Annotated in this window: 18 protein-coding genes and 1 other RNA gene; 13 read left to right on the top strand and 6 right to left on the bottom strand. The window is 57.9% G+C overall.

The genetic code is table 11. From position 1 onward, the window contains the following. The first annotated feature begins 81 nt into the window (after positions 1-81). The 9 genes from ubiD to RGU70_RS15110 all read left to right on the top strand — a co-directional run bounded on the left by ubiD (position 82) and on the right by RGU70_RS15110 (position 8,967). The gene (gene ubiD / locus RGU70_RS15150; RefSeq protein WP_322210223.1) at positions 82-1,566 is read left to right on the top strand and encodes a 4-hydroxy-3-polyprenylbenzoate decarboxylase; all 1,485 of its coding nucleotides are present in this window, start codon (positions 82-84) and stop codon (positions 1,564-1,566) included. Positions 1,567-1,659: 93 nt separating this feature from the next. Further along, positions 1,660-1,758, top strand: an RNA gene (ffs, locus tag RGU70_RS15145) — signal recognition particle sRNA small type. 228 nt (positions 1,759-1,986) lie between these two features. Continuing rightward, positions 1,987-4,122: a DNA polymerase III subunit gamma/tau gene (locus RGU70_RS15140; RefSeq protein ID WP_322210222.1), complete on the top strand. Its 2,136-nt coding sequence runs from the start codon at positions 1,987-1,989 to the stop codon at positions 4,120-4,122. Between the two features lie 90 nt (positions 4,123-4,212). Next, positions 4,213-4,533 carry a YbaB/EbfC family nucleoid-associated protein gene (locus RGU70_RS15135; RefSeq protein WP_322210221.1) on the top strand — a complete coding sequence of 107 codons (321 nt, stop codon included), beginning with the start codon at positions 4,213-4,215 and terminating at the stop codon, positions 4,531-4,533. A 348-nt stretch (positions 4,534-4,881) separates the two neighbouring features. Further along, on the top strand, positions 4,882-5,172 hold the full coding sequence (locus RGU70_RS15130) for a YciI family protein (RefSeq protein ID WP_322210220.1): 291 nt from the start codon (positions 4,882-4,884) through the stop codon (positions 5,170-5,172). 120 nt (positions 5,173-5,292) lie between these two features. After that, positions 5,293-5,889 (top strand): recombination mediator RecR, encoded by a 597-nt coding sequence (recR, locus tag RGU70_RS15125; protein ID WP_322210219.1) that lies wholly within the window; start codon positions 5,293-5,295, stop codon positions 5,887-5,889. A gap of 217 nt (positions 5,890-6,106) precedes the next feature. After that, on the top strand, positions 6,107-7,162 hold the full coding sequence (locus RGU70_RS15120) for an ABC transporter substrate-binding protein (protein WP_322210218.1): 1,056 nt from the start codon (positions 6,107-6,109) through the stop codon (positions 7,160-7,162). A 132-nt stretch (positions 7,163-7,294) separates the two neighbouring features. Further along, positions 7,295-8,104 carry an ABC transporter ATP-binding protein gene (locus RGU70_RS15115; protein ID WP_322210217.1) on the top strand — a complete coding sequence of 270 codons (810 nt, stop codon included), beginning with the start codon at positions 7,295-7,297 and terminating at the stop codon, positions 8,102-8,104. A 2-nt stretch (positions 8,105-8,106) separates the two neighbouring features. Beyond that, positions 8,107-8,967 (top strand): ABC transporter permease, encoded by an 861-nt coding sequence (locus tag RGU70_RS15110; RefSeq protein ID WP_322210216.1) that lies wholly within the window; start codon positions 8,107-8,109, stop codon positions 8,965-8,967. A gap of 66 nt (positions 8,968-9,033) precedes the next feature. Here the strand turns inward: RGU70_RS15110 and RGU70_RS15105 are convergent, their stop codons facing one another. From RGU70_RS15105 to RGU70_RS15095, 3 genes are all read right to left on the bottom strand, one after another. Further along, the gene (locus RGU70_RS15105) at positions 9,034-11,592 is read right to left on the bottom strand and encodes an ankyrin repeat domain-containing protein (RefSeq protein WP_322210215.1); all 2,559 of its coding nucleotides are present in this window, start codon (positions 11,590-11,592) and stop codon (positions 9,034-9,036) included. A 608-nt stretch (positions 11,593-12,200) separates the two neighbouring features. Next, complete coding sequence (locus RGU70_RS15100; protein ID WP_322210214.1) at positions 12,201-13,034, bottom strand: PhzF family phenazine biosynthesis protein; 834 nt, start codon at positions 13,032-13,034, stop codon at positions 12,201-12,203. Between the two features lie 71 nt (positions 13,035-13,105). Further along, positions 13,106-17,152: a Pls/PosA family non-ribosomal peptide synthetase gene (locus RGU70_RS15095; RefSeq protein ID WP_322210213.1), complete on the bottom strand. Its 4,047-nt coding sequence runs from the start codon at positions 17,150-17,152 to the stop codon at positions 13,106-13,108. A 330-nt stretch (positions 17,153-17,482) separates the two neighbouring features. Here RGU70_RS15095 and RGU70_RS15090 point away from each other — a divergent pair, with 330 nt between their 5' ends. Further along, positions 17,483-18,019 (top strand): DUF2127 domain-containing protein, encoded by a 537-nt coding sequence (locus RGU70_RS15090; RefSeq protein ID WP_322210212.1) that lies wholly within the window; start codon positions 17,483-17,485, stop codon positions 18,017-18,019. A 78-nt stretch (positions 18,020-18,097) separates the two neighbouring features. Here RGU70_RS15090 and RGU70_RS15085 read toward each other — a convergent pair whose 3' ends face one another. After that, positions 18,098-19,072, bottom strand: a complete 975-nt coding sequence (locus tag RGU70_RS15085) for a thymidylate synthase (RefSeq protein ID WP_322210211.1) — start codon at positions 19,070-19,072, stop codon at positions 18,098-18,100. Between the two features lie 167 nt (positions 19,073-19,239). Between RGU70_RS15085 and RGU70_RS15080 the strand changes: the two genes are divergently transcribed. The 3 genes from RGU70_RS15080 (at position 19,240) to RGU70_RS15070 (ending at position 20,565) form a co-directional block, all read left to right on the top strand. Continuing rightward, positions 19,240-19,884 (top strand): DedA family protein, encoded by a 645-nt coding sequence (locus RGU70_RS15080; RefSeq protein ID WP_322210210.1) that lies wholly within the window; start codon positions 19,240-19,242, stop codon positions 19,882-19,884. A 224-nt stretch (positions 19,885-20,108) separates the two neighbouring features. Continuing rightward, on the top strand, positions 20,109-20,285 hold the full coding sequence (locus tag RGU70_RS15075) for a type II toxin-antitoxin system RelE/ParE family toxin (protein ID WP_322210209.1): 177 nt from the start codon (positions 20,109-20,111) through the stop codon (positions 20,283-20,285). Continuing rightward, positions 20,278-20,565 (top strand): addiction module antidote protein, encoded by a 288-nt coding sequence (locus tag RGU70_RS15070; protein WP_322210208.1) that lies wholly within the window; start codon positions 20,278-20,280, stop codon positions 20,563-20,565. Before RGU70_RS15075 ends, RGU70_RS15070 begins: the two co-directional genes overlap by 8 nt. Before the next feature lie 203 nt (positions 20,566-20,768). On the opposite strand, the gene RGU70_RS15065 is transcribed toward RGU70_RS15070, so the two are convergent. Further along, positions 20,769-21,890 carry an NADH:flavin oxidoreductase/NADH oxidase gene (locus tag RGU70_RS15065; protein ID WP_322210207.1) on the bottom strand — a complete coding sequence of 374 codons (1,122 nt, stop codon included), beginning with the start codon at positions 21,888-21,890 and terminating at the stop codon, positions 20,769-20,771. 107 nt (positions 21,891-21,997) lie between these two features. Next, positions 21,998-23,794, bottom strand: coding sequence for an ABC transporter transmembrane domain-containing protein (locus RGU70_RS15060; RefSeq protein ID WP_322210206.1), 1,797 nt, complete (start codon positions 23,792-23,794; stop codon positions 21,998-22,000). Positions 23,795-23,858: the final 64 nt, after the last annotated feature.

Genomic DNA, 23,858 nt, shown 5'->3' with positions numbered 1-23,858 from the left:
AGCCCCTAAAAATCAATAAAATCAAACGTTTGCCTAGCGGACTTGAAGCAGTTACGCTAATTATCGAGATGCGGATAAAAGATGAAATATTCAGATTTACGTGATTTTATTACCCAATTGCAACAAATTAATGAGCTTAAACGCATTTCGATACCCGTATCACCCCATTTGGAGATGACTGAGATCTGTGACCGCACCCTGCGGGCGGCCGGACCAGCGCTTCTTTTCGAGCATGCCGGTCATCAGAACATCCCTGTGCTAGCCAATCTGTTTGGTACGCCGCGCCGCGTGGCGCTGGGGATGGGCGCGGAAGATGTCAGCGAGCTGCGTAATATCGGCCACCTGCTGGCGCGCCTGAAAGAGCCGCAACCTCCTAAAGATTTCAAGGACATCCTCGGCCTCGGCACGCTGGTCAAATCCTTGTGGGACATGGCGCCTAAAGTGGTGAAGAGCGCCGCGTGTCAGGAAATTGTCTGGGAAGGGAATGATGTCGATCTGGCCCGTTTGCCGATTCAGCATTGCTGGCCGGGCGATATCGCCCCTCTTATTACATGGGGACTGGTAATAACTAAGGGGCCGCATAAAAAGCGGCAAAATTTAGGGATTTATCGGCAGCAGGTGCTCGACCGCAACCGGCTGATCATGCGCTGGCTGGCGCATCGGGGCGGGGCGCTGGATTTTCGCGAACACGCGCTGCTGCATCCTGGCAAACCGTACCCGATCTCGGTCGCGCTGGGCGCTGACCCTGCGACTATTTTGGGGGCCGTCACGCCGGTGCCGGATAATCTGTCCGAATATCAGTTCGCCGGTTTGCTGCGCGGCAGCCGCACCGTACTGACCAAGGCGATCGGCAGCGACTTGCAGGTGCCGGCCTTCGCTGAAATCGTGCTGGAAGGGCATATCTATCCTGATGCCAGCCATTCCTCGGGATTCGAGCATGCGCTGGAAGGGCCGTATGGCGACCACACTGGTTACTATAATGAGCAGGACATGTTCCCGGTGTTTACGGTCGACCGCATCACCATGCGCCGCGACCCTATCTATCACTCCACCTATACCGGCAAACCGCCGGATGAACCGGCGATACTGGGCGTGGCGCTCAACGAAGTGTTCATTCCGCTGCTGCAAAAACAATTTCCCGAAATTACCGACTTCTATCTACCGCCCGAAGGCTGTAGTTATCGGATGGCCGTGGTGCAAATGAAAAAATCGTATGCCGGTCACGCTAAACGGGTGATGTTCGGCGTCTGGAGTTTTTTGCGTCAGTTCATGTATACCAAGTTCATTGTCGTGGTCGACGAAGATGTGAATATCCGCGACTGGAAAGAAGTGATCTGGGCCATTACCACCCGCGTCGATCCGGTGCGCGATACGGTCATGGTCGACAACACTCCTATCGATTACCTGGACTTTGCCTCGCCGGTCAGCGGGCTGGGCAGCAAGATGGGCATCGACGCTACTAATAAGTGGCCGGGCGAAACCTCGCGCGAATGGGGCCGTCCGATAGAAATGAGCGCCGAGGTCAAGCGTCGGGTGGACGACATCTGGGAGCAATTGGGAATCTAAGTTGCCGGGATCCATGCCAGCGCACCGCCATCGCCAATATTTTTCCGGCAGGTAGTGCGCGAGGCCCCCCTGGTTTGAGGTACAATCCACCCCGGCGGGCCCCTGCGCATTGTGGCATGGCCAACCTGGTCAGGTCGGGAACGAAGCAGCCACAGTCATTACCTGCAAGTGCCGCAGACAAGGCTCGCCTTTTTAGATGTTGTAATTGCTCAGGCATGGCGCAATTACCTTAGTCCCCTCAGTATCATTCCGCTTTATTCTCCCTCTGCTGCCTCATTTGTTTTTTCCACAGTTTGCCGTTCCATCCTTGTCTCATCCTTGTCTCTGAAGAGTCGCGATTTGCACCCGGGCGATTATCAGGGTCTCTTATCGCAGGTCGGGTAAAATGCCTGTTGATCCCACCACTCGTTCCCCACCCTGATGTCCTATCAAGTCCTCGCTCGTAAATATCGCCCCGGAAGCTTCGATACGCTGGTCGGGCAAGAGCATGTCGTGCGCGCTCTGCGTCATGCGCTGGAGCAGCAGCGCCTGCATCATGCGTACTTATTTACCGGGACGCGCGGCGTCGGCAAGACCACCCTATCGCGTATTCTGGCCAAGGCCCTGAATTGCCGTGGCGTGGATGGACATGGCGACATCACCGCCACGCCCTGCGGCGTATGCGAAGCCTGCGTGGCGATTGATGCCGGACGCTTTGTTGATTACATCGAAATGGATGCTGCCTCCAATCGCGGCGTCGATGAAATGGCGCAGTTGCTGGAACAGGCGGTCTACGCGCCGTCCAATGCCCGCTTCAAGGTCTATATGATCGATGAAGTCCACATGCTGACCAACCACGCTTTCAACTCGATGCTGAAAACGCTGGAAGAGCCGCCTGCGCACGTCAAGTTCATTCTGGCAACGACCGATCCGCAAAAAATCCCCGTCACGGTGTTGTCGCGCTGCCTGCAATTCAATCTCAAGCAGATGCCGCCCGGCCACATCGTCAGCCATCTGGAAGATATCCTCGGACAGGAAGACATCGCCTTTGAAACCCCCGCCTTGCGTTTGCTGGCGCAGGGTGCGCAAGGTTCGATGCGCGATGCCTTGTCGCTGACCGATCAGGCCATTGCCTACGCCGCAGGCAAGGTCACGCTCGATGCTGTGCAAGGCATGCTGGGCGCGCTCGACCAGTCGTATCTGATCCGCGTGCTCGATGCGCTGGCGGCGCAGGATGGCGTAGGTTTGTTAGCGATTGCCGATGACATGGCGGCACGCAGCCTTTCTTATAACTCGGCCTTGCAGGATCTCGGCACCCTGTTGCATCAGGTGGCTTTGGCGCAAACCGTGCCGGCCGCCTTGGCTGACGATTTGCCGCATCGCGAAGATGTTTTGCGACTGGCGACGGCGTTCACGCCCGAAGATGTGCAGTTGTTTTACCAGATTGCCGTGCATGGACGCAACGAACTGGGTCTGGCCCCGGACGAATACGCCGGTTTCAGCATGACGCTGTTGCGCATGCTCGCTTTCCGGCCAGTGACCGGCGCCGAACCGGCTCCCTCAGCGCCGCCGGGTACCGCCAGAGCTGCCGCCGTTGCCGCGGTCAGACCTGCTGCCTCTGCCGTACCTGCCACGTCGCAATCCGCACCCGCATCCATCCGTCCTGCTGCGCCATTACTGGCGACCCCGGCGGTGGCAGTCGCCAGCGTTGCAGTGACGCGCGAATCTGCGCCAGCGGCTCTGGCTACCGTTGCTCCTCCGGCACCGCCAGTAGTTGCCATCGCCCCGGGCATGCCGATGAGCGCTGGCAGAGCGGCGGCATTGGAAGCCGCGCGCGTGCGTCCTAATTCCACCCGAACCGGACGCACTCCGGCACCTGCTGTGAGCGCCCCTGTGCCAGTCGTTGCTGCCGCCCCGGTTGTTGCAGTCGAGGTCGCACCGCGTGCAACGGCCAGCGCAGCGCCAGTACCAGAAATGCAATTTTCCAGCGAACCGCCGCCATGGGACGAAGACCCCTCAATGGAAGCCCGCTCGCCAGCTCAAAAAAAAACTGAATCAAGTGCCGTAACGAGCGCGATAGCGCCGGTTGCGACGCCGGCCGCAGTCGTGATCTCCGCGCCAGTAGCCGCTCCGGCCGTACCAGACCCCGAAACCTTGCTCCGATTGCAACAAGTTGGCGCCAGCTTCGGATGGGATGGCGACTGGCCGCTGCTGGCGGCAGTTCTGCCGGTGCGCGGCGTAGCACAGCAACTGGCGCAGAACAGCGAATTGCTGCGCTGTGAAGTCACCGGCGACGCCCTCGATTTTTATTTTCGGCTACCTGCCGCCATCGTCAATCTGTGTCCTGCCGGGACGATAGAAAAACTGGCAGCTACCCTGAGCGAACATTTTGGCAAGCGTGTCCGCATCGATACCGAAACCGGCAGCGTCGTGCATACTGCGGCAGTCCAGGCGACCACCTTGCGGCAACACCGTCTGCAACAAGCCGAAACCAGTTTGCTTGGCAATTCTTTCGTACAGGCGATGATGCGTGATTTCGGCGCCAGCATTTTACCGGGAACCATTCGCCCGCTGTAGGGGCAGACAGCGGAGATAGACAGCGCAGGGCCTGGTTGTGGTGCAAGACACATCAATTTTTTACATTCATAGTGAACGAGGAGCATACGCATGATGAAGGGGCAACTGGCAGGACTGATGAAGCAGGCGCAGGCCATGCAGGACAACATGAAAAAAGCCCAGGATCAGCTGGCGCTGGTCGAAGTTGAAGGTCAGTCCGGAGCCGGGCTGGTCAAGGTCGTGATGACCTGCAAGAACGATGTCAAACGGGTATCGATCGATCCATCGCTTCTGAGCGACGACAAGGACATGCTCGAAGATCTGGTCGCCGCCGCATTTAACGACGCAGTGCGCAAGGCCGAGGCCGTGTCGCAGGAAAAAATGTCGGGCATGACCGCCGGCATGCCTCCCGGCTTCAAAATGCCCTTCTGAGAGGAATCGCTGATTAAGCTGCTGCGCGGCGCAATCTCAGGGCTGCAAGGATTCAAAATCGTCACCGTACTCAAGTACGGCTGCGCTTCTTACCCTGTCGCTCGCTACGCTTGGTCAGCGATTCCTGTGGCGTGCGGTGGGGGAGGGAAGAGCTACTGCCCGGTGTCATTTCGGGGATGTGATGTTCACCGTACTGAAGTGTTACTGCGGTTTTGTTTTTATCTTGCCCGCTTGATGCTTCCACGTTCAGCAGTTCCTTGCTGAGATTGAAATTTACTGCGCGATGCCGCTTAGTTATTGACCCAGCGATTTCCGCAACGTACTGCCTGAATGTTAATGGGAGGCGTCATGTTCGTTATTTCGATTACTTACATTAAGTCAGCGGCGGAGGTCGATCTCTTGCTGACTGCGCATAAGCATTTTTTGAACGAGCATTACGCCAACGGGAATTTCCTGATGTCGGGGCGCAAGGTGCCGCGAAAAGGCGGCATCATTATTGCCGACGTGGCTGATCGCGCCGAGATGGAATCGATCATGGAATCCGATCCATTTTCCATCGGGGAAGTGGCGGAATATACGATTACCGAGTTCATTCCCTCGATGACGGCGGAAGCATTGGCGGGTTTTCGTCAGGCCTGATTCGTCCCGCTTCCGTCCCGCTTTCGTCCCGTTGTGGATGGACGCATTGGTGTCGCATTGTTGTCGCATTCGTATCGCTTTTATATCGCTTTTATATATTAATAACTATTAGAAGACGCCTTGAAAACACCTGACAGCCTCGTTTTCCTCACTGAATCTCTGCGCCATCTGCCCGGCGTCGGGCCGAAATCCGCGCAACGGATTGCTTTTCACCTCTTGCAGCACGACCGCGACGGTGCCGCCCAATTGAGCCGCGCGCTGGCGCAGGCAGCGCAAAACATCCGCCATTGCGCGCAGTGCAATACCTTTACCGAAGAATCGCTGTGCGATACCTGTCAGGACGAGGGACGCGACACCAGCCTGCTGTGCGTGGTCGAAACGCCGGGCGATCAATTAATGATCGAACAGACGCTGACCTATAAAGGACTGTATTTTGTGCTGATGGGGCGCTTGTCGCCGCTCGATGGCATAGGCCCCAAGGATATTCATCTCGACAAGCTGATCGCCCGCGCCGCCGACGGCGTGGTTCAGGAAGTCGTGCTGGCCACCAATTTCACCAATGAAGGTGAAGCAACGGCACATTACATCAGCGAAATGATGAAAGCGCGCGGTCTCAAAGTCAGCCGTTTGGCGCGCGGCGTGCCGGTGGGAGGCGAGCTGGAGTATGTCGATGCCGGTACCATCGCCCGTGCCATGCTCGACCGCAGGGCGACCTGAGAGCGGCATGCCTCCATGCTGGGGTATGATGTTGGCAGTGTGCTGATGCGTCACACATCAATAAGGCACCACGGATGAAGCCGCTGCGCGGTGCAATCTCAAGGCTGTGTTTTTCTCCCTGAGTTTGCCTTGCTTGCTGTGCCGAATCAGTGGTGCCACAAATAAAACAAAAAGGGTCGTTGAGACTGGCCCTGCATCAACTCCCGGAGACAAAAAAATGAAAATGAATTGGAAGCAGCTGGCGATCGCCCTCGGACTCTTTTTACTCGGTTACTTTACTTTCAACGGCAAGCTGTTCGCCCAATCTGCGCCACCCGCGCCCGCTCTCGAAAAAACCAGAATCGCACTCGCCGTTGGCGGCAAAAACCTGTTTTATTATTTGCCGCTGACCATTGCCGAGCAACTCGGCTATTTCAAAGATGAAGGCTTGCAAGTCGAAATTTCCGACTTCGCCGGCGGTGCCAAGGCCTTGCAGGCCATGATAGGCGGCAGCGCGGATGTGGTATCCGGCGCGTATGAACATACGATCAACATGCAAGCCAAGGGTCAGGCCATTACCGCCTTCGTCCTGCAGGGACGCGCGCCGCAGATCGTGTTGGGCGTCTCCAACAAGACCATGCCGAATTACAAAAGCATTGCCGATCTGAAAGGCAAAAAAATTGGCGTTACGGCGCCCGGTTCATCGACCAGCATCATGGCCAGTTTTGTGTTGGCCAAGGGCGGTCTGAAACCGTCTGATGTGTCCTTCGTCGGTGTCGGCGCTGGCGCGGGTGCAGTCGCTGCGTTCCGCTCCGGTCAGATCGACGCCATGGCCAATCTGGACCCGGTCATTTCGATGCTGGAGCAAAAAAATGAAATGCGTGTGATTGCCGATACCCGCACGCTGAAAGACACCCAGAGCGTCTTTGGCGGTCCGATGCCGGCAGCGACGCTGTACGCGTCCGACGCCTTTCTGAAAAAAAATCCGCATACGACGCAGGCTTTGACTAACGCCATGGTGCGGGCGCTGAAGTGGATACAACAAGCTGGCCCGTCCGACATCATCAAGGTGGTGCCGGAAAGCTACCAATTGGGCGACCGTGCCTTGTACCTGGCTGCTTTCATGAAAGTGCGGGAAGCGATGTCGCCGGATGGCCTGTTCCCGGCCGCTGGCCCTGCCACGGCATTGAAAACACTGCAAACTTTCGAGCCTGATCTGGCCGGAAAAACTTTCGATCTGTCGAAAACCTACACCAACGAATTCGTCCTCAAAGCCGACGCAAAATACAAGTAAAAAATACCAGTCAGTACCAGCTCGCAGCGTGCTCAGGTGCGCTGCCCCTAATCTGCATAATGCAATGCGCCACTTCGTTTCTCTCTGTGGCGCATTGTCTTTTTCTTTCTTACCGTGTGAAAAGTTTTCACGATGATCCCAGCACTCAGTTTCGATAATATTTCCTGCACCTTTGTCTCCAAGGACAACCCCTCCCAGCGCTACACTGCCGTAGCCGATACCACGCTGACGATTGCCCCCGGCGAATTCGTTTCCGTGGTCGGCCCTACCGGCTGCGGTAAATCGACGCTGCTCAATGTCGGTGCCGGACTGTTACAGCCGTCTACCGGCAGCGTCAAAGTCTTCGGCGAAGAGCTGACTTCGATCAACCCTCGGGCCGGGTACATGTTCCAGGCAGAAGCGCTGATGCCGTGGCGCAGCGCGCTGCAAAACGTCATCGCCGGTTTGCAATATCGCGGCATGGACGACGCCGAAGCAGTCGAGCTGGGCGAACAATGGCTCACGCGTGTCGGCTTGCAAGGCTTTGGCGACCGTTACCCGCACCAGTTATCGGGCGGCATGCGCAAGCGGGTAGCGCTGGCGCAAACGCTGATTCTCGATCCCGACATCATCCTGATGGACGAGCCATTTTCCGCGCTCGACATCCAGACCCGGCAACTGATGGAAAACGAAGTGCTGGAGCTGTGGCAGGCCAAGAAAAAAGCGGTGCTCTTCATCACGCATGATCTGGATGAGGCGATTGCCATGTCGGATCGCGTGATCGTCCTGTCGGCTGGCCCGGCGACGCATCCGATCGGCGAATTCGTGATTGATCTCGACCGGCCGCGTGACGTCGCAGAAATTCGCAGCCATCCCCGCTTTATCGAATTGCACCGGCAAATCTGGAATGTGCTGCGCGATGAAGTCCTCAAGGGATACCAACAACAAAAACGGATGGCCTGAGCATGCGACAATTTTTCTCTTACCTGACTCCCAACCGCAACAACATCCGCTACTGGCAATGCCTGGTGCTGGTGGTGATTATCGGCATCTGGCATATCGCCACCCGCGATCCGCAAACCGCTTTTTTCTTCGGCGAACCGCTCAAAATCGTGGTGCGTATCTGGCAATGGTTCACGGTGGGCAGCGGCACGCTTGAAGTCGGCATCGGCGACTGGAACTGGTTCACGCTGACGTTTCCCGCTGAAATTTATTCGCATCTGCTCATTACGCTAACCGAAACCCTGCTGGCGTTTGCCATCGGTACGGTCTCTGGATTAGGCATGGGCTTGTGGCTGGCGCTGGCACCGGTCGCCTCGGCGATTTTTGATCCTTACGTCAAGGCCGCCAATTCGATGCCGCGTGTGATTCTGGCTCCCATCTTCGCCATGTGGTTTGGCCTGGGTATCTGGTCCAAGGTGGCGCTGGCGGTGACGCTGGTCTTTTTTATTGTCTTTTTCAATGTCTATCAGGGCGTCAAGGAAGTCAGCCCGGTAGTGCTGGCCAATGCCCGCATGTTGGGTGCCAACGCCCGCCAGTTGCTGCGTACGGTCTATCTGCCCTCGGCAACTTCCTGGGTCTTTTCCAGCTTGCATACTGCTATCGGTCTGGCCTTTGTCGGCGCGGTCGTGGGTGAATACCTCGGTTCCGCGCGCGGTATCGGTTATTTGATTTTGCAGGCGGAAGGGACCTTCGATATCAATACCGTGTTTGCCGGTATTGTGGTGTTGACTGTTTTTGCGCTGGTGCTGGATCTGGCGGTTGGCGTCATCGAAAAACGTCTGATGAAATGGCAGCCTACTTCCGGCGATACGGAGAAGTTGTAATGCCGGGAAGAGATTCTGCCAAGTCTGCCGGCTGCGCCATGTGTGCCACGGCGCAGCCGGCACGTCCTACATGGGGATTTCTGCAGGCTGTGGCCGCAATCCTTTGCGTTCCCGCACGATCTGATTGAGTTCTCTGTCCCGTCCAAAGTCCCACGTTGTATTGTTGCCGGTCTTGCGATTCTTAGGATGAAGCTCAATTGCCTCGCAGCGCAGTAGCATCTTCAGCATGTGCCGGTTACCGATACGGGCGGCCAGCATCAGGGCGTTGAAGCCATCGGAGCGCTTGCTTTCATTCAGATCGGCGGGATTGAGGAAGTGCGAATATTTCAGAAAAATTTCCACTATGGATGCATGGCCTTCCGAGACGGCATAGGTCAGCAGATCGTTTTGCCGCGGAGCAAAGGGCTCAAATAGTTTGTGAAGTTTTTTGGGGTTCGCTGCATTACGCTCCAGGAAGCCTTGCAGTAACAGTTCGGCAGAACTGATTTGTCCCTCCAGCAGCGCCGTTCGCAACATCGTCAGTGCGGGTTGCTCGGTATCGAAAAAGCTGGGCGTGCGCTTGATCAGCAACTCTTTGAGCAAAACCGGATTCTCCATTAAATCGGACATATCCTGCTCCAGCAGCAGCGCGCCTGCGCTATACAGCTCTACCGCCACCTCATTGCGCTCCATGCGTATCGCACATCCCAGCGGCGAGATTTTTTCGCGGCCCAAAGGCACCCGCACATTGATTTCTGCGCCGGCAGTAATGAGCATGCGGGCGATTTCCGCACTCTGCACATCGAGTAAAAGTGAGGGGTCATAGCCGAAGCTGGCTTGACTCTTGCCATTCTGGCCGATGCCTTCCTTGCGGCTGCCTCGATGATGTTCGATGGAGTGCAGCAGATCGGCGTGGGTTTCCAGCAGAGAGCGACAACCGGCACTGAAATTTTCTTTGACGCATTGTTGCAGCGCGGCCTTCAATTCAGGATTTTTGAACGGCAATTGTCGCACCAGGGCGTTCAACAGTTCCGGTGCGCGGATGCGGATGGTCTGTTGCAGGAGTGCCGGTCCTTGTTCGACCGGGAAAAAATGCGTCAGCAGTTTGTTGAAATAGTGCGCACTGCTGGCGCTATGTTGTGCATCAATCAGCATCGCCATGTCGGACTCGTCCGGAGCAGCTTTGTATTGCTGATAATGCGCGACGATTTTTTCAAATAGCGCAGCATCGTTGTGGCGTATTGCCCAGGCAAGTACCTGAGCGCTATTGCTCGGAGACGGCTCTTCGTTACCGGTGGGATGACCAAGCCAGCTTGTGCGCAATTGCGTCAGGCGTTCTTCGGGAGCGGTGTTGGCCAGCGCTTCCAATAGCATCGCAGAGGGCAGCACGCAGGCTGCCTTGCAATCATTGAGAAGGCTGAATGTCAGCGCTTGTGGAGTGCTTTCTCCGGGCGCTTCGGCCCAGAATAATTCACCTAAACCAAGCACATTCCATCCGGCTGCAGATGCCTGCAAACCCAGACCCCTGGGAATGCGGGCCTCCCAGCGGTCGATAATATTTTCATCCAGAGCATTTTTCAGGATGATGCAGGCGAGGACGTGCTGTGCAGAAGCCAGTTTGAATTCGCCATTGTCCTGAATCTGCAAGACTGCCGAGGGTGAGATCAGGCCGTAGTGCAGGCGTGTTTCCGGCAAGGACAGATGGCGTTCCAATGCGGCGCAGCCTGCCACATAAAATTCGCCGTTCGCATTCAATAAATCAGCGGGGATGGCGGCATGGAGTTCCTCTTTCAGTCGCATGCTCAGTTCCATTGCAATGCTGGTTGCTGACAGTCGTTTGAGCAGATTTTGTTCGAATTGCTCTACGAGTCTGTTGTGCTTTGAGCTTATGTGAGGCAGATGGCTGGCGTGCATATCGACGCCTTCCGCAGGCGCGAGTCCGACCATTTCGCCATACCGGTCGCGGTAGTAACGACCGATATGCGTTTCATACGACAGCAGGAGTTTTTTTTGCGCAGTTTTCGTTTCGGATTGAATTAGTTGCTGAACGAACTCGGCCACTTCGCTATTGAATTTATCCTCCAGCATTTGCGCGAAGTGACCGCTGAAGCCAGCGCCGGCCAATTCCAACTCGTTCAATATTTTGTCCAGCGCATTGCTGGCGCCGCTGATGCATTCGATGACCCCCAGTGCAAATTCCTGCACGGCCTTGAGCCGCAAGTGCAGGGCGATATCTTCATCCAGCAAGCAGTCACAAATTCGGTGCAGTACTGCTTTCAGTTTTCCGTAAACGGTTTCCCGGACAGGATTGGCGGCGAAGCGGACGCTGCTCAGGAAGCTGTCGAGCGCATCGCAAATTTCTTGCGCGGTGCGCGGAGAGGAAGTCGCCCTATTGACGAAACATTTGATTTCATCGATTGACTCAATTAGTTGCGCCCGACTCAGTTTATAAAGACCCTGCCGTTCGAATGTTTCAAAGTCGTGGAACTCGGCGCTGTCAAACATGATGCGTTGGTCGGTAGGAGTGCGTACAGGTGAGGGCGGGCTGTAGGTCTGTGCAGTAATGATCTGGCAGTCGCTGATATTGAGAAAAATGGGCGTTGGCCGATATCCGGCGGAGTGGTGGGAGGTGGAAGCAGGCATCATGGTTGAACTCCGTAATGAGACTGTCGCGATAGAAGAGGGTATGGCAAGGTCAAAAGTGGCCATCGGGATGGCACGCGTGCCCGAGCTAAAAGGAGCTGGCGATGGCAGGCGAGGAAGTGTAAGCGCGAGTTCAGGCAATGGATTGGCACGTTCCGGCTTTTGCGGGAGGGGTGTTGTGCAGGTAATGCAGATGAAGAGTTGAGCACCCGAATTTTCGGAGATGTCACTGCCTTGTCAAAAAGGCTGGGTAGCCTCCGATGGCGGCACTCAATGCAGCGCCGATCTTGATAGCGGGCGATTTGCGTATCGTCAATTCATGGAGTGCAGATGTGAGTGTGAGGGGCGAGGTGGCGCGGTTCTTAATGCAGGTATCGATAGGCTGATTGGTACCGCAACCGTCATCCTGGAAAAGCAATCGGAAATAAAAAAGCCCGCACGAGGCGGGCAAAGATCAACTTCTGATCAGGGGATTTAACTGTACTGCTACCAGCTGTTGCGGTCTGTAGGAGAACACGACGATGTGGCGTAAGAAATCGCGCAGAGACAGAGAAGTGACGACCTGATGCAGGAACTGTCGTGACGCGGCGGCTCCCGAAAGCGTACTGGAATCAAGACGGCATGATGCGCGCCGTGCCCGAAACGCGGATCGAATGGCCCGGTAGTGGGGGGATAGTTGCCCGAAGCAGCGAGCGCATGCCCATATCTTTGCCCTGAATCACATCGATCTGACCGCCATGCGGCCAATTGAGGTCTCGCAAGTAGCCGCCAATCGCCGCAGTGGCCGCACCGGTCGCCGGGTCTTCATAAACCCCTCCGCTGGCAAATGGATTGCGAGTGTGGAATAGCTGGGAGGTCTCCGCATAGGCCAGCAGAATGGTGGCCAGACCTTCTTGATGCATGAAAATCCGACCGGCACTCAAATCGTAATGCATGGAGGCAAGCGCTTGGCGCGACTTCAGTGCCAGGATCAGATGATCTGCGCCGGCATGGATGCGCGCCGGGGGAATTCTGAGATCAAGATCGTCGCTGGTGTAGTTGAACAAGGCGAGCGCGGAGGAGGCAAGTTCAGACGATGCCGGTGTGCTATGCGTGCGGGGCGATTGCAGCGCAGCGGTAATGAGGCCGTCCTTGCAACTACTTTCCACCGTAATGGCCGTTTGATTGAGAATCAAAGAAAACACGCCATCACCATGCTTGAGCCCCAGTGCCGCACCAAGTGCGATCGTGGCGTGACCGCAAAAAGGAATTTCAGTTTCTGGCGAAAAGTAACGGACTCGCCATGCGTCTGCGCAGGGAATCGCAAAGACCGTTTCCGAAAATCCGACCTCTGCCGCGATGCGCTGCATCTCAGCGTCAGTGGGAAAGTGGTCGGCAATCCACACGCCAGCCGGATTGCCTCCTGCCTGTCCGTCAGAGAACGCTGCAATTTTTATGACATCCATGATTTCTCCTGTTGATTGCAGCGGACCTGATCTTCCATCCGTCATGGCGGCAAGCGCTGTGAGCGCCAGTCTTACACTGCGGCGACCGCCGCCGGGCAGCCGCGCCAGCTGGAACCAGCAGGAATGTACTCGCCCTTCATCACCAGCGTCATCGGTCCCAGACGCGCGCCGTCGCCCACCCGTGCTCCGTACAGTGCGGCGCTGCGCGGCCCCATGTAGACGCGCTGACCGATATGCACATGGTCGATTTTCATCACGCGGTCCTCGAACAGATGGGTTTGCGGGCAGACCAGCGCGTTCAGCTCGCTATGCGCGCCAATGTGGACGCAATCGAATTCGGTCAGGTCGGTGGTATCCATGTAGGTGCCCTTGCCGATGTGGCACCCCAGCAGATTGAATGCCACCGGCAACCACGGCGTGCCGCGCAGATAGCGCATGAAATTAGGAACGGCTATGCCTTCATACAAATTGGTGATGCCTTCGGAGAGCCAGACGAACGGCGTCCACATCGGCACGCTGCTGGTGCTGTAGCGGCGGATCAATACCCATTTCAGTATCAGCACGAAGCAGAAAGTACCGATACCGTACAGCAAGCCTGCCAGCGTCAGATAAAAAATCACTTCCCCCCAGCGACCGTCGCCTGCCGCCGGCATCAGATTGAGCACGGTGGTGTAACCGACGGCGATGACGATGGCGTGCGGCGTAATGATGCGCAGCGCTTCGACCAGCCCGCGTCCTAAGCGACGTGCAATCGAGGGTCGGAAGGTCAGTCGTTCGGAAAACCCGGTAACTTCTTCCCGCGCTGGCAGATGGATGGGCGGCGAACCCAGCCAGGTATCGCCCTCGCGCATCGCGCCGGCTGCCGGTACGCTGGAATGCACGCCGATCAGGACATTTTCCGGGATGGTGGTGCCATCCGGGATATACGCGCCATTACCGACGAAACTGCGGCGCGAGATGACGGTTGGTTGCACCCGCATCCAGCCGCCGTCGATGTGTTCGTCGCCGAGCAGCACCGCATCAGCGATAAAACTTTCATCGCCCAGCGTCAGCATGTCGGGAACGACGCCCAGCGCAGTTGAAATTTCCGCGCCGCGTCCGACTTTCGCACCCAGCATGCGATACCAGAACGGCGCATAAATCGTCGCATACACGCCATGCAGCACGTTGAGGCTCGATTCCTGAATCTGGTTGACCAGCCATTTGCAGCAATAAATCCGGCTATGAATGGGCCAGCTGCCTGCCTTCATGCGTGGCAGTACCGTCCAGCGCACTGCCGCCGATAGCAGCGCGGTACAGACGATCAATACCGCCGTGGCCGGGAAGGACAGGACAAAATATTTGATCAGCTGCAGGAACACGTTATTGGTTTGCATCCAGGAAAATTTATCGTCATCGAACCAGTCGATGAGGATAAAACTAGGAAACACCGGCATGAAAAACAAGGTAGTTACCAGCATGGCTCCGAACAGGAAAAAGACAGATTCACCTGCCAGTCGGCGTTTTGTTACCGCAGGTCGCACAGTCGTTGCGACGAATGCGCCGATATCGCGCGCGGGGGAGCCGCGCCAGATGCGGCCGGCCGGGACAGCTTCGCCGTCGCGTAAGGCGGAGAGGCCTTCGAGATGACCGGATTCTCCGACGCTGACATTACCTTCCAGAACGGAGTAGGAACCGACGCAGGCATCGCGTCCGAGGGAGATGCGTCCCAGATGCAATTGCCCGCGTTGCACCCGGGCGTTTTCGAAATTGGCGGCGCTGCCGATGCTGACGTGGTCGCCGATGGTCAGCAGGTCCGGTGCGCGCAAAGTGATCGAGCCGATGATGACATCGTGTCCGATGCGTGCGCCCAAGGCCCGCAGCCACCAGGAGTAGAGCGAGGAGCCGGTCAGCAGATAAGTAGGAGCGGCTTCGACCAGGCGATCTGCCAGCCACCAGCGGTAATAGGTCAGGCCCCACAACGGGTACTTGCCCGGTTTCAGACGGCCCGCGATCAGCCATTTTCCGGCAATGGCGATGCCGAATTCGCAAATCGTCAGCAACAAAAATGCGCCAACCGACATGGCAATGGCGCGCGCTACAGAGTCCCCCGGTTCGCCGGTAAAGTAGTGGTAGGCGAAAAAGGGTGCCAGCCAGAGCATCATGTGCAAGGCCACCAGGATGGGGACGGCGGCGGCCTGCGCGGCACCGCAAGTCCAGCGCCGCCAGGAGGAGGGAGGCGTCCAGTCGGCTTCGATCTCCGGCATCGCAGCAGCAGTGCTTCCCAGCGCATCGGCAATGCGGGCGAGGCTACGGTTCTGGTAAATATCGCTGATCTTGAAATAGGCGTAACGCGCATCGGTGCGCAGACTCGATACCAGTCGCGCCGCCAGCAGCGAATGGCCGCCCAGATCGGTGAAAAAGTCGGCGTCGCGGCGTAGTGCCTGACCGGGGAATAATTTATTCAGTGCAGCGAACAAGACCTGTTCGGCGTCGTTTTGCGGAGTATCGGATTCTGACGGGTCAAGGGCCGCATGGGTCAGAGGCAGCGTCGCGAGCTGTTTGCGGTCTATCTTGCCGGAAATCAGGCGCGGCATCTGCGTCAGCATTTCAAATACGCCCGGCACCATATAGGCAGGCAATTTGGCCGTGAGCGCGGCGCGCAGCACGGCGCTGGTGAGCGGGACGACGTTTTCTTCCGGCACCACGAATGCCAGCAGCTGATCGATGCCATCTTCCTTGCGCAGCACGACAGCGGCGGCACCGACGCCGGGCTGAGAGGTCAGCAGCGCTTCGATTTCTCCCAGCTCGACCCGGAAGCCGCGAATTTTGACCTGATCGTCGGCACGCCCGAGACACTGCACCATGCCTTCTGGCGTGATACGCGCCAGATCGCCGGTACGGTACAGCCGCTCGCTGGACCCGGCGGCAGCCCAGGGATTGGGCAGAAATTTTTCTGCGCTCAGGTCGGGGCGACCGAGATAGCCGGCGGCAATGCCGGGGCCGATGATGCACAGCTCGCCGGTCTCGCCGCGAGGCAGCAGTGTCAGATGGGTCTGTTGTTCTGCATCGATAATCAGCAAGCCGTAATTGGGCAGGGGACGGCCGATAGTAACCGGCTCGCCCGGTTGCAGTTGGGCCAGACTGGCCGATACCGTGGCTTCGGTCGGGCCGTAGGTATTGAACAGTTGCCGGCCCGGACGGGCCCAGCGCGGCACCAGTGTTTCGGGACAGGCTTCGCCGCCCAGATTGATAATGCGCAAACTCGGCACATCCTGACTGAACAGGGCCAGCATGGTCGGCACGGTATGCAGCACGGTAATGTGGTGGCGGGCTAATTCTTGGGGCAGCAGTTCGGGATCGACGCTGACTTCTTTGGGTGCCAGCCAGAGCGTGGCACCGACCAGATAGCTGATCCAGATTTCTTCGAACGACATGTCAAACGCGACCGAAAAGCCCTGATACACGCGATCGCTGGCGACGATGCCGAGGATGCTGTTTTCGCTGCGTAAAAAATGGCAGATGCTGGCTTGGTTGACGACAATGCCTTTCGGTTTGCCGGTCGAACCCGAGGTGTAGATGACGTAGGCAGGATCTTGCCCGGTTGCGCGTGGGATAGCCTTAGCAAGGGTGGCAGCAACAGGGAGACTGAGTTGTTCGGCGCGCCAGACGATGGGGGCCAGCGTCGCGCTGTTGCCAGCGGCATCCAGCAGCGCGGCGCAGCTGAGCAGACCGAAGGCGCTCGCGTCCTCAAGACAGATGGCGATACGTTCCGGCGGGGTGTCGGCATCGAAGGGCAGCCAGGCGGCACCGCTTTTGGCGATACCCGCTTGCATCACCAGCAGCGCGATACCGCGCGGCAGCCATAAACCGACGATGTGGCCGGGTCTTACCCCGGCGGCGTGCAGGGCGGCGGCGACGGTATCGGCCTGCGCATTGAGTTGCTGATAAGTCAGGGTCTGTTCGCCGGCGATCAGCGCGACTTGTTCCGGCAAACGGTTGGCGCTGGCCTGGAGCAGGTCGGCGAGGGTTTCGTCGCGCAGCAAATCGAGACGTAATTCGCCGTGCAGGATGTTTTGGCTATTCACGGTAGTGGCTGGTGCGACTTCGTGGGAAACAACTAAATCAAGAGTAGACATAAAAAATGAAAGATGGAGCAAAGTCGCAGGGCGTATTACCGAACGACCGATCACGTTGGGAAGTAACGGTTTCCAGTGCTAAGGGATGACCTCATTCCGATAAAAAAATACAAATAGCAAAAATAGGCAGATTTTCGGGTAAATTCGGGCGATTAGCGGGGTGAATGAGAACAATTGCGCAACAAGAGACGTGAGCGACGCTATCCGAGACTTGTCAGCGGGGTGGCGCAACAGGCAAATTCCCCAAGCTTCCCTGCGCTTGTTACACTGCAACACGCCCTAGCGGCATTCTCTGCTCAGACCATTTTGCTTTTCCTTAAAGTTTCCACCATGTCCACCCCACTTTTTCCCGATACCCCTGTGGCAGCATTGCCACCGGCCAAACGCCGGACTCTGCGCGTCATTGCTGTTTTCGAGCTGGTCAAGGGAATGGCTGCGTTGGCCGCCGCCATTGGCTTGCTCAGTCTGTTGCACCATGATCTGCGGCATCTGGCCGTTGAGCTGATCGGCCATTTCGGGCTTCATCCTGATGCGCCCTATCCGTCTATTTTTCTGCATTACGCTGATATCCTCAGCGACCAGAGTCGACGCACCATCATTCTGGTCGCCACGGCTTACATCGGATTGCGGTTTTTTGAGGCTTATGGTTTGTGGTACAGCCGGGTGTGGGCGGAATGGCTGGGCGCGGTATCGGGCGCACTGTACATTCCGCTGGAAATCCGCCATTTGCTGCTGCACACGACCTGGATGAACGCGGCCGTGTTGCTGGGAAATATTTTCGTTGTTCTTTATCTCTTACTGGAATTGCGCCGCCGCCACCAGCACCATGTGGCCGTGACGTTGCGGCGCGCCACTTTACCACGCTGATCCCCCTTTATTGTTGTTCCTGAGGGACTTTTCCATCTGTATTTTTGCCGTCTGAGCAGGGCGGATTGCGCTGTGTTGTCAGACTGCCATCGGTGCGCTCAGCGGCGCATCGTGGGTATAGTTTTCCAGCGAAAAATCGGACGGTTCTACCTGTTCCAGCCATTCCGGCTGATAGCGGCCGGTGAGCGCAAAATCAGGGATGCGGTCCGAGAGGCGCAGCGTCGGCGCCGGATGCGGAGTGCGTGTGAGTTGCTCTTGCAGCATCGGCAGATGGTTTTCATAGATATGCGCGTCGCCGATGAAGTAAGTAAACCAGCGCGGGGTATAGCCGGTCAGCCGACCGACCAGATGCAGCAGCGCCGCGCCTTCGGCCAGATTGAAGGGCGTGCCGAGGCCGATATCGTTACTACGGATGTACAGGCAGAGCGAAATTTCCCGCGTCGCCGCGTTCGGCATGAATTGATACAGCAGATGGCAGGCCGGCAGCGCAATGGTGTCCAGATCGGCGCAATTCCAGCCGTGGAACAGGATGCGTCGGCTGCCGGGGTCCTTGATGATGGTGTCGAGGCAGGTGCGCAGCTGATCCACGGCTTTATACAGCAGTACTTTATCGCGGCCCTCGTCGCTCAGGGCGGACACCATACGGAAGCCCTTGCCCAGCGCATCCTCGATCTGTGCCGTACGGTCTGCGTCGAGTAATTTGTAGGCTGGCCACTGACGCCACTGCGCGCCATAGACCGGACCCAGATCGTCTTCCCCCATCCGATAGGGATTGGCCAGCCAGGCCCGGTTTTCATTGGCGTTCTGATCCCAGACCTTGCAGCCGAGCGCGCGGAACTCAGCCGCGCTGCGCGAGGCGCGCAAAAATCCGACCAGCTCACCGACCACCGATTTGAATGCCAGACGCTTGGTCGTGACGGCCGGGAAACCGTCTTTTTGCAAATCCATGCGCAGCATCGCCCCCGGCACGCTGATGGTGCGGATGCCGGTGCGGTTTTCCTGCCAGCTGCCGTTGGCGAGGACATCTTGGACGAGATCGAGGTATTGTTTCATGGCGGTCGAGGGGGAAGAGGAGGGGCGTCGCAGGGATGACGCCGCAGAAGTGCATGATTGTAGCAGCGAGGACCGCAGGGCATCGCTGTGTAAGCGAGTACCAGTATCAGGGCCAGGAGCAGTGCGCAGGGTAAAATGCCGCTTCCCCCACCTCACCCTTGGCAAATATGGAATTCATTGCTTTTCTGATCGACTTCATCCTGCATATCGATCGTCACCTGAACGAGCTGGCGCTGGCCTACGGTGCCTGGCTGTTCCTGATTTTGTTCCTGATCGTGTTTTGCGAAACCGGGCTGGTCGTCATGCCGTTTTTGCCCGGCGATTCCCTGCTGTTCGTGACCGGCGCGATTGCAGCGACCGGCGCTTACGATATCCACTTGATGTTGCTCACGCTGGCAGTGGCCGCGATTCTCGGCGACAGCGTCAATTATGCGATTGGCAAAGCCTTGGGCCTGGCACTGTTCGATCGGCCCGGCTCACGCATTTTCCGCCGCGCCCATCTGGACAAGACCCATGCGTTTTATGAACGGCATGGCGGCAAGACCGTCATCATCGCCCGCTTCGCCCCCATCGTGCGCACCTTCGCCCCGTTCGTCGCCGGCGTCGGCGCCATGACCTATACGCGATTTTTTGCCTATAACGTGATCGGCGGCGTGTTGTGGGTGTGCAGCTTCGGCTACGCGGGATATTTTTTCGGCAACCTGCCGGTGGTCAAACAGAACCTGAGCTTGCTGATTCTGGCGATTGTCGTGCTGTCGATTCTTCCGGGCGTGATTGCCTTCTTGCGTAATCGTGGGAAAAGCAAGTTGTAAGAGGAGGGGATGGTTGCATACGGCGGGGCGCGTCAGAGGGGATTCCACCTGTGACCGCGCTTGCAAACAAGTAGTTTATAAATCACATTGTCGCATGATCGAGATAAGGCAAACGGCCGCTTTTCGAAAATGGCGAATGCAGCTCAAGGACGACCGGGTACGCGGTTTGGTCGCGTCTCGCTGAGATCGTCTCTCTTTCGGTCATGCGGGCGATGGTAGCGCCAGTGAGTCAAGCGATCAGCCAGTTGCGCATCCACTTCGGCCCCGGCGATCGTATTTATTTCCATCAGCGAGGCGAAACAATCATCGTTTTACTTTGCGGTGGCGATAAAAGTACACAAGCAAAAGATATCAAGATCGCAAAACGCTTGTCTGCCGAATGGAGTGAATCAAATGACTGAAAAACTGACCACCTATGATCCCGCTGAGAATTTGGCTTCTGACGAAGCAATGGCGAGCTTCATGGCCGAAGCGTTTGAGACGAACGACGCCAGTTATATAGCGCATGCGCTAGGCGTGGTCGCTCGTGCAAAGGGGATGGCGCAAATTGCCGGACAAACGGGACTTTCCCGTGAGCAGCTATATCGTTCTTTTAGTGAGAACGGCAATCCGACCTTGAAAACCACGCTTGCCGTGATGAACGCGCTTGGCCTTGATCTGACTGTCAAAATTCACGTCTGACGATAAGTGTATCCGGGTATTTTTCCTGAATAAGTGCAATGTATCTCCCCCGTTCCTCCTGAGTAGACCGCAAGGCGTATCGAAGGGTGTTGCGGCACACCGGGAGTGCCAATGTGCCGCAACACCTCCCGCCACCGAGCATTTCCCTCAACGGGAAAATCCCCCAGGCCACCATTCCAACATAGCGACTCAGGGACAGCGCGTTATTCCTTCTTGCCGCTGTAATCCACTTCCGCCCGACGCAGCGTTTTGCTCGACGACGACGCCCGCAGGTACTGTGGCGGCCACGGCGTGGCGGCGCGCAATTCTTCGGCGGCGTGCAGCGGCCAGTAAGGATCGCGCAAGAGTTCCCGCGCCAGCAGCACCAGATCGGCCTGTCCGGTGCGCAGGATGTGCTCAGCCTGCACCGCGTTAGTGATCATGCCGACCGCGCCGCTGGCAATACGCGCTTCCTGCCGGACGCGTGCCGCGAACGCGGTCTGGTAGCCGGGGCCGACCGGAATCACCGCCGCCGCATCGGTACCGCCGCTGGAGACATCGATCAGATCGATGCCCAGTTCGCGCAGCAAGGCCGAGACCGCGACCGTTTCGTCGGCCGTCCAGCCGCCGTCCATCCAGTCGGTGGCCGACAAGCGGACAAATACCGGCAATTCCGCCGGCCATGCCTGTCGCACCGCCGTGGAAACTTCCAGCAGCAAACGAATACGGTTCTCGAAGCTGCCGCCGTACTCGTCGGTGCGTTGATTGCTCAGTGGCGACAAAAAGGCATGCAGCAAATAGCCGTGCGCCGCATGGACTTCGACGACTTTGAAACCGGCGCGCAAGGAGCGTTCTGTCGCGTCGACCAAGGCCTGTGTCAATGCAGCGATTTCCGCCAGGCTCATGGCGCTGGGCGTAGTGGAGTGGGAATCGAAGGCGATGGCCGACGGGCCAACCGGTTGCCAGCCGCCCTGACCGATTTCCACGCTGCCGGACTGGCTGGCCCAAGGGATGTGCGAACTGGCCTTGCGTCCTGCATGGGCCAGCTGAATACCCGGGACAGAACCCTGTTGTTCGATGAAGCGCGTAATGCGTTGCAGCGGGGCGATGTGCTCGTCTTTCCAGATACCCAGATCTTGCGGCGTGATGCGACCTTCGGCCTGCACGGCAGCGGCTTCGGTAATGACCAGACCGGCACCGCCGACGGCGCGGCTGCTCAGATGCACCATATGCCAGTCATTGGCGAAGCCATCCTCGGCGCTGTACTGGCACATGGGCGAGACGGCGATGCGGTTAGGAAGGGTTACGCCGCGCAAGCGCAGTGGGGAAAAGAGAGTACTGCTCATCGGGAACTCCGGAAAAGGAAAAGAGCAGTCTATTTTATTTCGGGTTTCTGCGTATAGCGCGGCCGGTTTTGCGCCGGCCGCGCCCGTTACAGTTCCTTGAAGCCTGCTTAATCCGTCTGGAATTGCAGGGCCGCCAGACTGGCGTACAAACCGTCTAGCGCGACCAGTTCGGCATGGGTGCCGGTTTCCACGATGCAGCCGTTTTCCAGCACGAGGATGCGGTCGGCGCGCTGCACGGTTGCCAATCGGTGCGCAATGACCAGCGTGGTGCGCCCCTGCATGGCGGCTTCCAGCGCGCCTTGTACGGCGCGTTCGGATTCGGCGTCCAGCGCGCTGGTGGCTTCGTCCAGCAGCAGCAGCGGCGGATTCTTAAGCAGCGCGCGGGCAATAGCAATGCGCTGGCGTTGACCGCCTGACAGCCGCACACCGCGTTCGCCCAGGAAGGATTGATAGCCTTCCGGCAGACGTTCAATGAACTCATGCGCCGCGGCCATGCGGGCCGCGGCAATGACTTCGGCGTCGCTGGCTTCAGGACGACCGTAGCGAATATTTTCCATGGCGTTCTCGGAAAAAATCACCGTGTCTTGCGGCACGATGCCGATAGCGTTGCGCAGGGTGTGCAATTCGAGATGGCGGATATCGACGCCATCGAGCAGGATTGCACCCTGTTGCGGATCGTAAAAGCGCAGCAGCAACTGGAACAGCGTGGTTTTACCAGCGCCCGAGGGACCGACCACGGCGACGGTTTCGCCAGCCGCAATGTTGAGCGAGAGATCGCTTAGCGCGGCACCATCAGGACGGGACGGGTAGTAAAAGTTAACTTGCTGCAAGGACAGCGCGGCACCCGCAGCGGCACGCGGCGGCAGGGTTTCCGGCAGCAGCGGCGATTGCACCGGCGAATGCGCCGTCAGCAGATCGAGCAGACGTTCGGCGGCACCGGCGGCACGCTGGGCATCACCCAAGACTTCCGACAAGGCACCCAGCGAACCGGCCACCATGGCGGCGTACAGGATGAACTGGCCGAGCTGGCCGCCGCTCATCTTGCCTTGGATGACCGCATGCGCGCCCAGCCACAGCACGAACACGATGGCGCCGAACACCAGCACGATGGCCAGCGCGGTCAGAATAGACCGTGCGCGGATGCGCTGCATGGCCGTGCTGAAGGCGCGTTCGATGGAAGAGCCGAAGCGGCCGGCTTCGATTTCTTCATGCGTATAGGCTTGCACGATGGGCATGGCGTTGAGGATTTCTCCTGCCAGACCGGAGGCATCGGCCACCCGGTCTTGCGATTCGCGCGAGAGTTTGCGTACGCGGCGACCGAAAAAAACGATGGGCACCACCACCAGTGCCAGCATCACGATAATGATTGCGGACAGCTTGACGCTGGTGAAAAACAGCAGGCCGAGGCCGCCGACGAAGAGCAGCACATTGCGCAATGCCATCGAAATGCTGGTGCCGACCAGCGTCTGGATCAGCGTGGTGTCGGTAGTCAGGCGCGACAGCACTTCGCCGGTCTTGGTAGTTTCAAAAAACTGCGGACTTTGCAGCAAGACATGGGCGTAGACCGCGCTGCGCAGGTCGGCCGTCACGCGTTCGCCCAGCCAGGACACCATGTAAAACCGGGCGGCCGTGGCCAGTCCCAGCACGCAGGCGACGGCAAACAGCGCCAGAAAATACAGATCGATATGGGTGGCGTTGCTGATGCCTCCCGCGCCGAAGCCGAGATCGATCATCTGCTTGAAGGCATACGGTATGGTCAGCGTGGACGCAGCGGCCGTCACCAGCGCCAGACCGGCCAGCAGGATTTGCCGCCGGTAAGGCTTCAGGAAGGGGAACAGACCGACAAGAGTGCGAAGACTGCTTTTATTTTTAGGCGCGGGTGTTGCCGATTCGATGGTGGTCATAGTCACAAAGTCAGAAAGTCAAAATAAGAGTTGCACTGCCGGTGGTGCTGGTGGGCGGGCTGTC

The organism is Herbaspirillum sp. RTI4, from assembly GCF_034313965.1.
In the GTDB taxonomy this organism is placed as follows: domain Bacteria; phylum Pseudomonadota; class Gammaproteobacteria; order Burkholderiales; family Burkholderiaceae_D; genus Herbaspirillum.
Note: the sequence above shows the minus strand (reverse complement) of the source record. Positions and strands in the feature narration are given on the sequence as shown.

What these genes read in the sequence shown, in the direction of transcription:
- RGU70_RS15095 (WP_322210213.1), bottom strand. Translation starts at nt 17,152, where the DNA reads ATGTCTACTCTTGATTTAGTTGTTTCCCACGAAGTCGCACCAGCCACT.
- RGU70_RS15120 (WP_322210218.1), top strand. Translation starts at nt 6,107, where the DNA reads ATGAAAATGAATTGGAAGCAGCTGGCGATCGCCCTCGGACTCTTTTTA.
- RGU70_RS15105 (WP_322210215.1), bottom strand. Translation starts at nt 11,592, where the DNA reads ATGATGCCTGCTTCCACCTCCCACCACTCCGCCGGATATCGGCCAACG.
- RGU70_RS15100 (WP_322210214.1), bottom strand. Translation starts at nt 13,034, where the DNA reads ATGGATGTCATAAAAATTGCAGCGTTCTCTGACGGACAGGCAGGAGGC.
- RGU70_RS15115 (WP_322210217.1), top strand. Translation starts at nt 7,295, where the DNA reads ATGATCCCAGCACTCAGTTTCGATAATATTTCCTGCACCTTTGTCTCC.
- RGU70_RS15090 (WP_322210212.1), top strand. Translation starts at nt 17,483, where the DNA reads ATGTCCACCCCACTTTTTCCCGATACCCCTGTGGCAGCATTGCCACCG.
- RGU70_RS15080 (WP_322210210.1), top strand. Translation starts at nt 19,240, where the DNA reads ATGGAATTCATTGCTTTTCTGATCGACTTCATCCTGCATATCGATCGT.
- ubiD (WP_322210223.1), top strand. Translation starts at nt 82, where the DNA reads ATGAAATATTCAGATTTACGTGATTTTATTACCCAATTGCAACAAATT.
- RGU70_RS15140 (WP_322210222.1), top strand. Translation starts at nt 1,987, where the DNA reads ATGTCCTATCAAGTCCTCGCTCGTAAATATCGCCCCGGAAGCTTCGAT.
- RGU70_RS15110 (WP_322210216.1), top strand. Translation starts at nt 8,107, where the DNA reads ATGCGACAATTTTTCTCTTACCTGACTCCCAACCGCAACAACATCCGC.
- RGU70_RS15070 (WP_322210208.1), top strand. Translation starts at nt 20,278, where the DNA reads ATGACTGAAAAACTGACCACCTATGATCCCGCTGAGAATTTGGCTTCT.
- RGU70_RS15085 (WP_322210211.1), bottom strand. Translation starts at nt 19,072, where the DNA reads ATGAAACAATACCTCGATCTCGTCCAAGATGTCCTCGCCAACGGCAGC.
- RGU70_RS15130 (WP_322210220.1), top strand. Translation starts at nt 4,882, where the DNA reads ATGTTCGTTATTTCGATTACTTACATTAAGTCAGCGGCGGAGGTCGAT.
- RGU70_RS15065 (WP_322210207.1), bottom strand. Translation starts at nt 21,890, where the DNA reads ATGAGCAGTACTCTCTTTTCCCCACTGCGCTTGCGCGGCGTAACCCTT.
- RGU70_RS15135 (WP_322210221.1), top strand. Translation starts at nt 4,213, where the DNA reads ATGATGAAGGGGCAACTGGCAGGACTGATGAAGCAGGCGCAGGCCATG.
- RGU70_RS15060 (WP_322210206.1), bottom strand. Translation starts at nt 23,794, where the DNA reads ATGACCACCATCGAATCGGCAACACCCGCGCCTAAAAATAAAAGCAGT.